At 61.1% G+C, this 13,515-nt stretch carries 11 protein-coding genes; 7 read left to right on the top strand and 4 right to left on the bottom strand.

Annotation, left to right across the window (positions count from 1 at the left end; all coding sequences use genetic code 11):
• Positions 1-84 precede the first annotated feature (84 nt).
• From edd to MHM37_RS11510, 4 genes are read left to right on the top strand one after another with little or no spacing between them, the layout of a single operon-like run.
• Entirely contained in the window at positions 85-1,974 is a 1,890-nt protein-coding gene (gene edd, locus MHM37_RS11525) for a phosphogluconate dehydratase (protein WP_139528198.1), read from the top strand.
• Positions 1,974-2,939, top strand: a complete 966-nt coding sequence (gene glk, locus MHM37_RS11520) for a glucokinase (RefSeq protein ID WP_239286010.1) — start codon at positions 1,974-1,976, stop codon at positions 2,937-2,939. The genes edd and glk overlap by 1 nt, the downstream gene beginning before the upstream one ends.
• 15 nt (positions 2,940-2,954) lie before the next feature.
• Positions 2,955-3,824, top strand: a complete 870-nt coding sequence (locus MHM37_RS11515) for an aldo/keto reductase (protein ID WP_239296732.1) — start codon at positions 2,955-2,957, stop codon at positions 3,822-3,824.
• Between the two features lie 44 nt (positions 3,825-3,868).
• Complete coding sequence (locus tag MHM37_RS11510; RefSeq protein ID WP_239296730.1) at positions 3,869-4,834, top strand: carbohydrate kinase; 966 nt, start codon at positions 3,869-3,871, stop codon at positions 4,832-4,834.
• Positions 4,835-4,855: 21 nt separating this feature from the next.
• Here the strand turns inward: MHM37_RS11510 and MHM37_RS11505 are convergent, their stop codons facing one another.
• The 4 genes from MHM37_RS11505 to zwf form a co-directional block, all read right to left on the bottom strand.
• Positions 4,856-6,337 (bottom strand): glycoside hydrolase family 32 protein, encoded by a 1,482-nt coding sequence (locus tag MHM37_RS11505; protein WP_239296728.1) that lies wholly within the window; start codon positions 6,335-6,337, stop codon positions 4,856-4,858.
• Positions 6,338-6,547: 210 nt separating this feature from the next.
• Positions 6,548-7,210: a bifunctional 4-hydroxy-2-oxoglutarate aldolase/2-dehydro-3-deoxy-phosphogluconate aldolase gene (locus MHM37_RS11500; RefSeq protein WP_139528203.1), complete on the bottom strand. Its 663-nt coding sequence runs from the start codon at positions 7,208-7,210 to the stop codon at positions 6,548-6,550.
• A 42-nt stretch (positions 7,211-7,252) separates the two neighbouring features.
• Positions 7,253-7,918 (bottom strand): 6-phosphogluconolactonase, encoded by a 666-nt coding sequence (gene pgl, locus MHM37_RS11495; RefSeq protein WP_239296726.1) that lies wholly within the window; start codon positions 7,916-7,918, stop codon positions 7,253-7,255.
• 1 nt (position 7,919) lies between these two features.
• On the bottom strand, positions 7,920-9,413 hold the full coding sequence (gene zwf, locus MHM37_RS11490; RefSeq protein ID WP_139528205.1) for a glucose-6-phosphate dehydrogenase: 1,494 nt from the start codon (positions 9,411-9,413) through the stop codon (positions 7,920-7,922).
• Positions 9,414-9,737: 324 nt separating this feature from the next.
• Between zwf and malE the strand changes: the two genes are divergently transcribed.
• The 3 genes from malE (at position 9,738) to malG (ending at position 13,449) form a co-directional block, all read left to right on the top strand.
• Positions 9,738-10,925 (top strand): maltose/maltodextrin ABC transporter substrate-binding protein MalE, encoded by a 1,188-nt coding sequence (gene malE, locus MHM37_RS11485; RefSeq protein WP_153844074.1) that lies wholly within the window; start codon positions 9,738-9,740, stop codon positions 10,923-10,925.
• 63 nt (positions 10,926-10,988) lie between these two features.
• Positions 10,989-12,548 carry a maltose ABC transporter permease MalF gene (malF, locus tag MHM37_RS11480; protein WP_139528207.1) on the top strand — a complete coding sequence of 520 codons (1,560 nt, stop codon included), beginning with the start codon at positions 10,989-10,991 and terminating at the stop codon, positions 12,546-12,548.
• Positions 12,549-12,558: 10 nt separating this feature from the next.
• Positions 12,559-13,449 (top strand): maltose ABC transporter permease MalG, encoded by an 891-nt coding sequence (gene malG / locus MHM37_RS11475; protein WP_219863370.1) that lies wholly within the window; start codon positions 12,559-12,561, stop codon positions 13,447-13,449.
• Positions 13,450-13,515 lie beyond the last annotated feature (66 nt).

Here is a 13,515-nt window from a genome sequence, read left to right as displayed (position 1 = left end):
GCCGTAAAGTCTCTTATATCGACGCCATAAGATGTAAAATAACTACAAGTTCGACTCACCGTCTCGACACATGCAGAGGTCTCTATGCCTGGTTCAACATCCGCTACACTCCATCCTACGGTTGCCGAGGTGACCCAACGCATTCGTGAGCGCTCTGCCGAGCGACGCGCCCTGTACGAGCGCCGCATGGCCGACCAGCACAAACGCGGCGTGCACCGCGCCGAACTCTCCTGTGGCAACCTCGCCCACGGTTTCGCCGCCTGCAGCGTGCAGGAAAAAGACTCCCTGAAGCTGATGAACAGCGCCAACCTAGGGATCATTTCTGCCTACAACGATATGCTCTCCGCCCACCAGCCGTTCGAAACCTTCCCGGAAACCATCAAAGCGGCTGCCCGTGCGATGGGCTCTACTGCGCAGTTTGCCGGCGGCGTCCCCGCCATGTGCGATGGTGTGACCCAAGGCCAGCCGGGCATGGAGCTGTCGCTATTCTCCCGCGATGTGATTGCCATGGCCACCGCCGTGGGCCTGTCCCACAACATGTTCGATGCCGCGCTTTACCTCGGCGTGTGCGATAAAATCGTACCGGGCCTGTTTATCGGCGCGGCCCGTTTCGGTCACCTGCCCGCCATGTTCGTCCCCGCAGGCCCGATGCCCAGCGGCTTGCCGAACAAAGAGAAAGCGCGCATTCGCCAGCTCTACGCCGAAGGCAAAGTAGGCCGCGAAGAGCTGCTGCAAGCGGAGTCCGACTCCTACCACAGCCCCGGCACCTGCACCTTCTACGGCACCGCCAACTCCAATCAGCTGATGATGGAAGTGATGGGCCTGCACCTGCCGGGTACCTCGTTCGTCAACCCAGGCACCGAGATGCGCGAAGCGCTGACCCGCTACGCCACCGAGCAGGCCATTCGCAACACCGAACCCGGCGGCGAGTACCGCCCGTTCTACAAGCAGATCGACGAGCGCGCCATCGTCAACGCCGTGGTCGGCCTGCTGGCCTCCGGTGGTTCGACCAACCATACCATGCACCTGATTGCCATGGCGGCCGCGGCAGGCATTACGCTGAACTGGGATGACTTCACCGACCTGTCAGCGGTCACCCCCAGCCTGATGAAGGTGTACCCGAACGGCCAAGCAGACATCAACCACTTCCAGGCAGCGGGCGGCATGAGCTACCTGTTCCGCGAGCTGTTGGGCGCGGGCCTGCTCCACGGTGACATTCCCACCGTGTTTGGCACCGACCTGACCGCTTACACCCAAGAGCCCTTCCTGGAAGATGGCAAAGTGGTCTGGCGCGAAGGCCCGGAGAAGAGCCTGGACGAAGAAGTGCTGCGCCCTGTGGCCACGCCCTTCGCCCCCACCGGCGGCCTGACCGTGATGAAAGGCAACCTGGGCCGTGGCGTCATCAAAGTCTCGGCCGTTGCCGAGGAGCACCGCATCGTCGAAGCGCCGGTGAAGATCTTCGAAGACCAGAACGAGATGAAAGCGGCGTTCGAGTCGGGCGAGCTGGACCGCGACGTGATCGTCGTCGTGCGTTTCCAAGGCCCCAAAGCCAACGGCATGCCCGAGCTGCACAAACTGACACCGTTCCTGGGCGTACTCCAGGATCGCGGCTTCAAGGTAGCCCTCGTCACCGATGGCCGCATGTCCGGCGCCTCGGGCAAAGTGCCCGCCTCTATCCACATGAGCCCGGAAGCGCTCGACGGCGGCCCGCTGGCCAAGCTGCGCGATGGCGACGTGGTGCGCCTGGATGCCAACGCCGGTACGCTGGAAGCCAAGGTAGACGCCGCCACCTGGGCCGAGCGTGAGCTCGTTGTCGCCAATTTGGACCACTACCATGTGGGCCTGGGCCGCGAGCTGTTCTCGGGCTTCCGCCACCTCGCCATGCGCGGTGAAGAGGGTGCAGGCTCCCTGGGCGGCTTCGAAGCCGACGATCTCGCTCGTCAAGAAGGTCAGATTTTTCAAGAGGACGCCTGATGCGACCGGCACTCATCGGGGACATTGGCGGCACGAATGCTCGCTTGGCGCTGGTCACGCCGGGCGAGGTCACGCCCCACGACATTCTTAACCTGCCCTGCGCCGATTACCCCGGCGTGATCGAGGCGATTCAAGACTACCTCGCTCGGGTAGGCGCTACAGGCGAAAACGCGCCCAAAGAAGCCTGCCTGGCATTCGCCTGCCCGGTACATGCCGAGCGAGTGAAAATGACCAACAACCATTGGGATTTCATGAAAAGCGACGTTCGGCAGGCGCTGAATTTGTCGCTGTTCAAGGTCATCAATGACTTCACCGCCCAGGCGCTGGGCGTACCCCACGTAGGGGAAGATAACCTGGTGGAAGTGCAGCCTGGGGAAGCCCAGTCGCACTCGACCCGCTTGGTCATCGGCCCAGGTACGGGGCTAGGCGTGGCCGGGGTGTTCCCCGGCCAGCACGCCTGGATCCCGCTGCCCACCGAAGGCGGCCACGTGACGTTTGCGCCTACCGACCCCACCGAGCGCGCGCTGCTGGACGTGTTCCTGCAGCGCCACCGGAGGGTGAGCGTCGAACGCATTCTGTGCGGCCAGGGGCTGCTTGAGCTGTACCAAGCGCACTGCACCCTGGAAGGCCAAGCGCCTCGCTGCGAGACGCCTGCCGAGGTGACCCAGGCGGCCAACCAGGGCGATGCCATCGCCACCGCCACGCTGCTGCGCTTTTTGAAGATTCTCGGTGACGTATGCGGCGATGCCACCCTAACCATGGGTGCCCGAGGCGGCGTGTATCTGTGCGGCGGCATTCTGCCCCGCCTGTTGGACTGGCTGCCTAAGTGCGAGCTGCGCGCAAGCTTCGTCAACAAAGGGCGGATGGGCGGGTATAACGCCGATATTCCGGTGTGGATCGTGACACATCCATGGACCGGCCTGTTAGGGGCCGCCGAAGCGCTGCATAACGAAGAAGTCTTTTAACGAATGGAAAACGCCATGGCTGCCGTTACGTTTGACGTGCCTTTTGTACTCGGCATGATGCGCCTGCATGAAGCGCAAGAGATGCACCAAGCGAGCCAGTTGGCCGACTGGATCGAAGCTCGTCTAGAGCAAGGGTTACACTGGTTCGACCATGCCGACATCTACGGCAATGGCGCCTGCGAAATGCTGTTTGGCCAAGCCCTGCGTGCCCGCCCGGCGCTGGCCAAGCGGCTGAATGTGGTGACCAAGGCCAGCATCGCCAACGACAATCCGGCTCCAGGCTCCGGTAAGGTCAAGCACTACAATGCCAGCCCGGACTACCTTGGCCGCGCCATTGACGATGCGCTGGGCCGCTTGGGTGTCGAGCGTCTGGATCACTTTCTGATTCACCGCCCGGACCTGCTGATGGACGCCGCCGCGACAGGCCGTGCGCTGGATGACGCCATCGAGGCGGGCAAAATCGGCGCGGCGGGGATTTCCAACCATCTGCCCAGTCAGTGGCGCCGACTGCAACGCCATATGCACCACTCGCTACGCGCCAATCAAATCGAGCTTTCGATTGCCCATAGCGCGCCGCTGTTCGACGGCAGCTTCGACGACCTGAACGCCGATGGCCAGGCGCCCATGGCGTGGTCGCCGCTGGCGGGCGGCCAACTGATGCAGGGCGAGGTCAGCCGCGTGCTGAACCGTTTGGCAGGCGAGCTGAACGGTACGCCCGGCGCGTTGGCGCTGGCCTGGCTGCGCACCCTGCCCGGCCGCCCGGCACCGGTGGTGGGCAGCGTGAAACCGGAGCGTATTGCCAATATGCTGAACGGCCCGGAAACGCTGCCCAGAGACGCCTGGTATGAACTGCTGGAGGCCGCCCGCGGCCACTGCGTCGCTTAGTACGCCCACTCAACATCAATGCCAATAATGACAAGGAACGACCTATGACGCCGGTGATTGCTTTCGGTGAAGCCTTGATCGACATGCTCTCGAGCCGACTGGGCGATGACACGGGGCCGGAAACCTTTACCCCCTACGCGGGCGGCGCGCCCGCCAACGTCGCGGTGGCCTGCGCGCGCCTCAACGTACCCAGCCAGTTTTTGGGGATGGTGGGTGACGATACCTTTGGGCACTTTCTCATCCGTGAGCTGAAAAGCCACGGCGTCGATACCCAGGGGGTCGTGCTCACCCAAGAGGCGCGCACGGCGCTGGCCTTCGTCTCTCGCGATAGCAGCGGCGAACGCACCTTCGACTTCTACCGCCCGCCAGCAGCGGACCTGCTCTACCGCCTGGAGCATCTGCCCCACGGCGTGTTCGAGCAGCCCGCCATCGTGCACCTATGCAGCAACAGCCTGACCGACCCCAACATTGCCGAAACCACTCTCGCGATTGCCGCCATGGCCAAGCGTGCAGGCTGTCTGGTAAGCGTGGATGCCAACCTGCGCCACAACCTGTGGGCAGAGGGTGCGGCAGATCCTTGGCTGGTCACCGAGCTGGTCGATAGCGCCGAGTTGGTCAAAGTCTCTCTCGAAGAGCTGGACTACCTGCGTGGCGACCATCCACCAGAGGCGTGGTTAGCCGAGCGCATGGCCGCTGGCGTCAAAGTGGTCGTCGTCACCGATGGCCCTAACGATGTCGTGCTCAAAGGCATCGGTATCGACCAGACCGTGACGCCACCCAGCGTGACGGCCGTCGACACCACCGCCGGTGGCGATGCCTTCATTGGCGGCTTACTGGCCGAGCTTTCCCGCTACGGCATCAGTGAGAACTGGCATCAGGACAGCGCGTTTCTCACCCGCGCGGTGGACATTGCCTGCCGCTGCGGTGCCCACGCGGTCACCCGCCCCGGCGCGTATGCCGCACTGCCCACCCACGCCGATATCGAAGCCCTGCGCAGTTCGGCAAGCTAACTCTCAGTGTCGTCGAGGTCGCTACTCGACGACGCTTTGGATGACCCCTTCCGCCACTTCCACCCGCCCGCTGACGACGTCCAACGTCACCGGCTGACGGCGATGATCGACAAAGCTAACCTGAGTGATGCTGCGCTGTTCGGTGGCCCCGTCGACCAACATTTCCAGCGTGCCGTGATCGCACCACCACGTTACCGTCACCGTTAACCCATCGACGCTGCCCGCCGCGTGGTCGCAGGCAAAGTGTTCGTCGAACGCAGCCTGCCCAATACGTCCCTGCCGCTCGTAGTGAAGTAACGTTTCGGCATCGCTTGCGGTCAGCCACAGCCGCTGCTGACTCCCCTGCTGCAGCGACAGCGCCAGCCTCGTGCCCGCTTCGAGCACCAGCGTCAGCTGACCGTGAATGACCTCCCCGTCGGGCACGACAATGCAGTGCTCCCCGGCCGTTTGAAGCGAGCGCGGCGATAGATGACAAGGGGCGCTCAGCACTTGCCCTGCTTCGCGAGCAAAGCGCTGTCGTAACCGCACCCCACGGGAAGTCGCGCGCAGTGTCAGCTCTCGCGGCAGGCTCATGGTGCCCCGCCAGCCCGTTTCGGGAGCCTGGTTGGCGTACTGCCAGTTGTTCAACCACGCCAGCGCAAGCTGCCGCCCGGGGGTATTCGACCAGCTCTGCACCGCGTAGAAATCCCGCCCTTCGTCCATCATCAGCACGACGTCGGCAGCGTTGTCATTGGTGAAACGCTGGCCGTCGAACGCGCCGATGAAGTACTGGGTCAACGAGCCAAACGGGTTATCCGGCGTGGCGCCAATGCCCACCACCAGCACCCAGAGGGTGGCGGGCTCATTCGGTCCAGCACCTTCCACCGGCAGCTCGAACAGGTCCGGGCACTCCCAGGGGTGCTGGGTGTGAGCGCCCTCGCCTTCGCCAAAGGCGCTGGCGAACTGCCACGCCAATAGGTCGTGGGAGGTATAGAAGTGAATCGCCTGCCCACAGGCCAGCGCCATTACCCAGCGCTGGCTAGGTCCATGCCAAACGACTTTAGGGTCGCGGACGTCTTTAAACCCAGGCGGCGGCAGAACCGGATTACCCGCGTAGCGCTGCCAGGTACGGCCCTTGTCACGGCTATACGCCAGGCACTGGGACTGCTGGTAATCCTCCGGGTCACCGGAGAGCACCTTATGGCAGGTGTAAAACGCCACGAGCCCCGGCTGGCCCTCGAACAGCCCAGTGACATCGTGCTCATCCACCACGGCGCTCCCCGAAAAGCAGGTGCCGTCTTCGTTGGGCGCCAGCGCGATGGGCAAATGCTGCCAGTGGCACAGGTCGCGACTGACCGCATGCCCCCAGTGCATCGGCCCCCAGACGGTGCTGAACGGGTGGTGCTGATAAAACAGATGGTACTCGCCCTCGAAAAACACCAGCCCGTTGGGGTCATTCATCCATCCCATCGGCGGGGCAAAATGCATCGCCGGTCGCTGGGGCTCGAAATCCGCTAACGTCATGCTTGAGCCTTGAGTTAACCAGTTAACTTAATCGTTTAAGTTAGCGTATCACGCCTATTAACTAACGGAAGTATCCCCTTTAGGTGTAGACGTAAAAAAGCCCGAGCATGACGACATGCTCGGGCAAACGTCTTGCTCACACGACCCGACATCAGTGAGGCAAGTGACGAGAGTGCTCGGTACTGTGTTTTACATAAGTGGTGGAAACGTTTAGTGGTGGAAACGCTCTGCAGCTTGGCGGGCCAGTTCGCGGATGCCGTCCCAATCTTCGGCATCGACCATTGCTTTCGGCGTCAGCCAAGAGCCGCCTACACACATCACGTTCGGCAGCGAGAGATAGGAGTCGGCGTTGTCGACCGTGATACCGCCCGTGGGGCAGAAACGTGCTTCCGGGATCGGTGCGCCGAATGCTTTGATCGCTTTGGCACCGCCGCTGGATTCAGCGGGGAAGAACTTGAATCGGCGGTAGCCGTATTGCCAGCCAGTCATCAGCTCAGAAATGGTAGAAACGCCCGGCAGCATCGGCACGGGGCTCTCTACGCCGTAGCGGTAAAGCGCTTCGGTGGCTCCTGGCGTAACGACGAAATCAGCGCCGACCTGTTCTGCTTGGCGATACTGGGCAGGTGTGAGTACGGTGCCCACTCCAATGCTGGCCCCCGGCAGCGCCTCTTTCATGCGTTTGATGGCGTCTAAGGCGCAGTCGGTACGCAGAGTAATTTCCAGAACGGTCAGGCCACCTTCGACCAGCGCACGGCCCAGCGGCACGGCATCTTCCAGGCGCTCGATGGTGATCACCGGGATCACTTCGGCTTTCAAACAGATGCTGTCCAGCTCGGCGGTGCGCGTTGAGGGTAACTGTTTATCGATGGTCATCAGTGAGTCTCCAAGCAATTTGTTATTGGCGAAGGCGGTTTATTAGGGCGCCCAGTAAATCGCCAGCGGGCAAGATAGAAACGCGCGAATCGGCAGCGTGCGAACGTCGTCGCCGCCCATGGCGTTGGCCAGTACGGCGCGCTTGTCTTCACCCGTGATATGCAGAATGTGGCGTTTCGCCTGGTGCAGGCGGTCCGCAGAGAAAGTAATGCGCGGCTGCGGCTGGCTGGGCGTACGCACCGCGACTAGCGGCTCATCCGTAGAGAGCGCCAGCCCCAGCTCTTGGCTATCGGGGAACAGCGAGGCCGTATGACCATCGCCGCCCATGCCCAAAATCACCACGCTGGCAGGCCAGCTCAAAGCCGCGGTTTGCTGTACCACGGCGGCCACCCCTTCTTCCGGCGTACCATCGTTGCTAGTAAGTGGCACGAAGTTAGCGGCCGCCGCCGGGCCTTGCAGCAGGTTGTCGCGCACCAGTTTGGCGTTGCTATCGCTGCTCTGCTCGTCGACCCAGCGCTCGTCGGCCAGGGTGATATCCACCCGCGCCCACGCCAGTGGCTTTTGCGCCAGCGCTTTGAAGAACGGCACCGGCGTCGAGCCGCCCGATACCACCAGCAGCGCACGCTCCTGGTGCTCCAGGTCTGTCGCCAGGGCTTGATAAACGGCTTCGGCTAGCTGCTCGGCCAGCGCTTGTCGTGTATTGCTCATCTCAATAATCCTCGTACCAGCTGCGACCATCCTGGGTGATCATGGCAATGGAGGCGACCGGCCCCCAAGAGCCTGCCGGGTAGCGGCGCGGTGGGGTATCGCGTGATTTCCAACCATCGATGAGCTGATCACACCAGCGCCACGCATGCTCCACCTCGTCCCGGCGGACGAACAGATACTGCTGGCCTTTCATGACCTCCAATAGCAAGCGCTCGTACGCATCCGGGATACGCGATTTCGGGAACGCGCTGTTGAAATCCAGATGTAGTGGGCCAGGGCGCAGGCGCATGCCCTTGTCTAGACCGCTATCCTTGGTGAGCACCTGAAGGGCAATGCCCTCTTCTGGCTGCAGGCGAATGATCAGTTTGTTGGAGGCGATGCCGCGCTGGTCCGGATCGAAGATGTAGTGAGGCTGCTGACGAAAGTGAATGACGATTTGCGAGAGTTTTTCCGGCATCCGCTTACCGGTACGCAGGTAGAACGGCACGCCCGCCCAGCGCCAGTTGGACACTTCGGTTTTCATGGCCACGAAGGTTTCGGTCTGGCTCTGGGTATTGGCCCCCTCCTCTTCCAGGTAGCCCGGCACGGCTTGGCCGTCGCTGGTACCGGCAATGTACTGGCCGCGCACGACGTCACGCCCCAGCGATTCACCGGTAAACGGTTTCAGCGCCTTGAGCACCTTCACCTTCTCATCGCGAATGGCATCGGCATCCAGGTTCGAGGGCGGGTCCATGGCGATCAGGCATAGCAGCTGTAGAAGATGGTTCTGGACCATATCGCGCAGTTGGCCCGCATCATCGAAATAGCCCCAGCGCCCTTCGATACCGACTTTTTCGGCGACGGTAATCTCGACGTGGGAAATATGATTCTGATTCCACTGGGTGCCAAACAGCGGGTTGGCAAAGCGTAGAGCAATGAGATTCTGAACCGTCTCTTTACCCAAGTAGTGGTCGATGCGGTAGATGCGCGATTCGGGGAACACGGCGCCGATGGCATCGTTGATCTCTTCGGAAGAGGCCAGGTCGTAGCCAATCGGTTTTTCCACCACGACGCGGGTATCGTCATCCAGACTGTTACTGGCCTGGAGGTTGCGGCAAATGTCGCCGTAGATGCGCGCCGCCACCGAGAGATACACCACCATCGGGCGCTTTGAGCCTTCGCGCCACTGGCGAATGGCGTCATAACCGTCAGCGGTAGCGAAGTCGAGCTTGAGATACTCCAAGCGATTTAAAAAGCGCTCCAGACTCGCCTTGTCCTGCTCCTCTTTCTTCAGACGCTTCTGCAGCGCGCCACTGACTAGCTGGCGGAACGCAGCAGTGTCATGCTCCTGACGCGCCAGCCCCATGATCCGCGTGCTTTCGGGCATCAAGCCTTCGCGGTCAAGATGATACAGCGCGGGAAACAGCTTGCGCATGGCAAGGTCGCCAAGCGCCCCGAATAGCGCCAGATCGATCGCGTGATTGGGATCGCCCAGCGGGGCATGTGACTGGCTCATCTCAGCTCCTGTTTATAATTAGGTCATCTGATGTAGTTAGATTACCTAAAATCTATCTGATGTGAGGCATTATACGCAATAATTCTTGTAATTTTACTACAAAATATTCTCGCCTGCTGCCCTTTCCGGTTGGTGTTACAGCGGTGATGCCGAGCCCTGGTCACCTATTCTTCTACCTTTACTCTACGCCCCTTGGATACGCCACCCCTCTTCCCCCCTAGGATGAGGTGACCTCGTGCGTAATTAGCGACGCTGACCGTGAACAAAGCACGTCGTATGAGAACGTGCACGACAACAACAACGTCATAACGAGGTACGCACATCATGGCAATGGTTCGTCCATTTTTCACGCCGCTGCTCGCCGCTACGCTAGCGGCCACTGCCACACTCCCCGCCCTGGCCTTCGAAGATGACCGTTTGACCATCTGGATGGGCGACAATAAAGGCCAGGAAGGCATCCGCGCAGTGGCCGATCAATTCCTGGAAGATACCGGCATCGAGGTGGACGTCGTGTTTCCCGACAACCTGACCGACCGTTTTCAGCAAGCGGCAGGCAGCGGGCAAGGGCCGGATATCGTCATTTGGGCCCATGATCGCATGGGGGAATGGGCGCAAAGCGGTCTGCTCAAACCGATTGCGCCCAGCGACAGCTTCCGCGAAGCGTTCTACGACTTCACCTGGGAGGCCGCACTATGGAATGGCGAGACCTACGGCTACCCCATTTCGGTGGAATCGCTGGGGCTGATTTACAACAAAGCGTTGGTAGAAACGCCGCCTGAAAGCTTTGCCGAGTTAATGGAGCTAGACGCCACGCTCTCCCAAGAAGGCAAAAAAGCCATTTTGTTCGATTACAGCGAACCCTACTACGGCTGGACGCTGCTGGCAGCCAACGGCGGCTACCCGTTCAAACAGACCGACAGCGGTTATGACGTCAGCGATATCGGCGTCAATAACGAGGGTGCCTTGCAAGGGGCTGAGCTGCTGGTCGAGTTGATCGAGAGCGGCGTACTGCCCCGCGGCACCGACTACAACCTGATGGATACTCGCTTCAACCAAGGCGAGGTAGCGACCATGATCAGCGGCCCTTGGGCGTGGCCTAACCTGGAGCGTAGCGGCATCGAATACGGCGTCGCCCTGCTACCCAACGTGGGTGACGAGCGAGCCAAGCCGATGTTCGGCGTGATGACCGCGATGATCAACTCCGCCACGCCCAACGACTTCCTGGCGGTAGAGTTCTTGGAAAACTATTTGCTGAGCGAAGAGGGTATGCGCACGTTCAATAGCGACGGTTCGCTCGGCGCGGTAGCGCATATCGATTACCAGGCAGAGCTGGCGGACAACCCCAACATTGCCGCGACGCTAGAGAACGCCGAAGTGGGCATGCCGATGCCCAACATTCCTGAAATGGGCGCCTTCTGGGCCGCTATGGAACCCGCGCTACAGAACATTGGCAGCGGTCGCCAATCCCCCCAAGAAGCGCTGGATGCCGCTGCGCGCCGTATGCGCCAGTAGCCTCCTTTTTAGCCTCCATTGCCCGGCAGCGCCCGCTGCCGGGCAGCCTTTCAGGACGTCATCATGTACACCACTAACGCGTCTCGTGGCCTGCCCCGCCACCGCTCTCGCCATCTTACCGAACGCTATACCCGCTGGGCCATGCGCGGCGTCATTGCCGTGCTGGTGATCGCGCTACTGTGGCTGGTGCTGGCGTTTCATCTCAACGGCCAGTGGATGTTTGCTCTGCTGTTTCTGGTACTGGGCGGCTCGCTGGGCGTGGTCTTTACCAAGCGCACGCTGATGAGTCATCGCTACATCTTTCCTGCGATAGCCGGGCTTGGTGTGTTCGTCATTTTTCCGCTGCTGTACACCATCGGGATCAGCTTCAGTAACTACAGCTCTACCAATCTGCTTTCGGAAGAGCGGGTGCGCGACCAGCTCATGAGCCAAACCTATCAAGCGGAAGGCAATGCCTTTGACCTGGCCCTCTACCCCGACAGTGATTTGGTTCGGCTCTATTTGGAGAGCCAAGAGGGCCAGCGATTCGTTTCCTCCCCGCTCAATGTTGCCAATCAGGAGAATCGACAAATTGGCGTGCAGCCCGCCGATGCACCACCCGCGCAGGAAGCACTGGGCATGCGCGACATCATTCAAGCGCGCGAGGCCCTGCAAGGGCTGCGGCTAATCACCCCGGACGGCAACGAGCTGCGCATGGCGGGACTGCGCCAGTTCGCCCCCATGGTCAACCGCTACGAAGCCCGCGAGGATGGTGCGCTGTACGACCGTCGCGATGACAGGCTGCTCACCCCCGACCCCAGCATTGGTTTCTTCGTGGCTGACGACGGTGAACGGATCGCGCCCGGCTGGCCGGTCAACGTCGGCATGGCCAATTACACCCAGATTTTCACCGACCCGGACATTCGCGGTCCGTTCATGCAGATTTTCGTATGGACCTTCGTATTTGCCGCCCTCACCGTTGTGTTTACTCTGGCCGTCGGTTTCGTGCTGGCCTCTTTGCTGCAGTGGGATCAACTCAGGGGCAAGGCCGTATACCGCACGCTGCTGATTCTGCCCTATGCGGTGCCAGCGTTCATCTCGATCCTGATTTTCAAAGGGATGTTCAATCAGCACTTCGGTGAGATCAACCTGATCCTGGATACCCTGTTTGGGGTACGCCCGGAGTGGTTTACCGATCCTTGGATGGCGCGCAGCATGCTGCTGATCGTCAATACCTGGTTGGGCTACCCCTACATGCTGCTGCTCTGCATGGGCTTGATTCAGGCCATTCCGCAGGACTTGTACGAAGCCTCGGCCGTGGATGGCGGCGGCCCAATCACCAATCTGTTCAACATCACCCTGCCGCTGATCCTCAAGCCGCTCACGCCGCTGCTGATTGCTGCGTTTGCGTTCAACTTCAATAACTTCGTGCTGATTGCCCTGCTCACCGGCGGCAGCCCCGATATTTTGGGCGCCAGCACCCCGGCGGGCACCACCGACCTACTGGTGAGCTACACCTATCGCATCGCCTTTCAAGACGCAGGGCAGAACTTTGGCCTTGCGGCGGCTATCGCTACGCTGATCTTCCTGCTAGTCGCGGGTTTGTCGCTGCTCAATTTGCGCCTTTCCAAAGTAAAGGTATAGGAGGTTACCGATGCCCATGGTTCAACCCCGCTCCGTTGGCGCGCGTCGCTTGGGCGCGCACTTGGCGCTGAGCTGCTTCGTATCGCTGATCGTCTTTCCGCTGCTGCTGGTGATCTCGATCTCGTTTCGAGAGGGTAACTTTGCCACCGGCAGCCTGATTCCGCAGAACTTCTCGCTGGAGCACTGGTCCCTGGCGCTAGGGATCCCTTGGGAGCGGCCCGATGGCACCGTGGTCCAACCGCCCTTCCCGGTGCTGCTGTGGCTGTGGAACTCCATCAAGGTGGCGGTGATCTCCTCGGTGCTGATTCTCATGCTCGCTACCACCAGCGCCTACGCGTTTGCCCGCATGCGCTTCAAGGGCAAAGCGCCGCTGCTCAAAGGCATGCTGATTTTTCAGATGTTCCCAGCGGTGCTCTCGCTGGTGGCACTGTATGCCCTCTTTGACCGGCTGGGCCAGTTCGTCGGTTGGCTGGGCATCAATACGCACGGCGCGCTGATCGTCGCCTCGCTGGGGGCGGTAGCGCTGCATATCTGGACGATCAAAGGCTATTTCGAATCCATCGACGGTTCACTGGAAGAGGCCGCCATGGTCGATGGCGCCAGCACCTGGCAGGCGTTTCGCTATATTCTGCTGCCGCTTTCTGTTCCCATTCTGATGGTGGTCTTCATCCTGGCCTTCGTGATGAGCATCATGGAGTACCCGATGGCCTCGGTACTGTTGGTGGATGAGCACAAGCTGACGCTTGCCGTTGGCGCGCAGCAATACCTCGCCGACCATAACCAGCGTTGGGGTAACTTTGCCGCTGCCGCCGTGCTCTCTGGCCTGCCCATCACCGTGGCGTTTCTTATTTGCCAACGCTGGATTATTGGCGGTTTGACCGCCGGAGGCGTCAAGGGCTAGGCCGCCCACCGCTCGAGGGTTTCCTCGCTTGAGCATGTTGCTCATGACCGGCGCTCATCAGCGCCG

Origin of the sequence: Halomonas sp. MMH1-48 (assembly GCF_022348105.1) — a bacterium.
Lineage (GTDB): Bacteria > Pseudomonadota > Gammaproteobacteria > Pseudomonadales > Halomonadaceae > Vreelandella > Vreelandella piezotolerans.
Note: the sequence above shows the minus strand (reverse complement) of the source record. Positions and strands in the feature narration are given on the sequence as shown.

What these genes read in the sequence shown, in the direction of transcription:
- edd (WP_139528198.1), top strand. Translation starts at nt 85, where the DNA reads ATGCCTGGTTCAACATCCGCTACACTCCATCCTACGGTTGCCGAGGTG.
- glk (WP_239286010.1), top strand. Translation starts at nt 1,974, where the DNA reads ATGCGACCGGCACTCATCGGGGACATTGGCGGCACGAATGCTCGCTTG.
- MHM37_RS11515 (WP_239296732.1), top strand. Translation starts at nt 2,955, where the DNA reads ATGGCTGCCGTTACGTTTGACGTGCCTTTTGTACTCGGCATGATGCGC.
- MHM37_RS11510 (WP_239296730.1), top strand. Translation starts at nt 3,869, where the DNA reads ATGACGCCGGTGATTGCTTTCGGTGAAGCCTTGATCGACATGCTCTCG.
- MHM37_RS11505 (WP_239296728.1), bottom strand. Translation starts at nt 6,337, where the DNA reads ATGACGTTAGCGGATTTCGAGCCCCAGCGACCGGCGATGCATTTTGCC.
- MHM37_RS11500 (WP_139528203.1), bottom strand. Translation starts at nt 7,210, where the DNA reads ATGACCATCGATAAACAGTTACCCTCAACGCGCACCGCCGAGCTGGAC.
- pgl (WP_239296726.1), bottom strand. Translation starts at nt 7,918, where the DNA reads ATGAGCAATACACGACAAGCGCTGGCCGAGCAGCTAGCCGAAGCCGTT.
- zwf (WP_139528205.1), bottom strand. Translation starts at nt 9,413, where the DNA reads ATGAGCCAGTCACATGCCCCGCTGGGCGATCCCAATCACGCGATCGAT.
- malE (WP_153844074.1), top strand. Translation starts at nt 9,738, where the DNA reads ATGGCAATGGTTCGTCCATTTTTCACGCCGCTGCTCGCCGCTACGCTA.
- malF (WP_139528207.1), top strand. Translation starts at nt 10,989, where the DNA reads ATGTACACCACTAACGCGTCTCGTGGCCTGCCCCGCCACCGCTCTCGC.
- malG (WP_219863370.1), top strand. Translation starts at nt 12,559, where the DNA reads ATGCCCATGGTTCAACCCCGCTCCGTTGGCGCGCGTCGCTTGGGCGCG.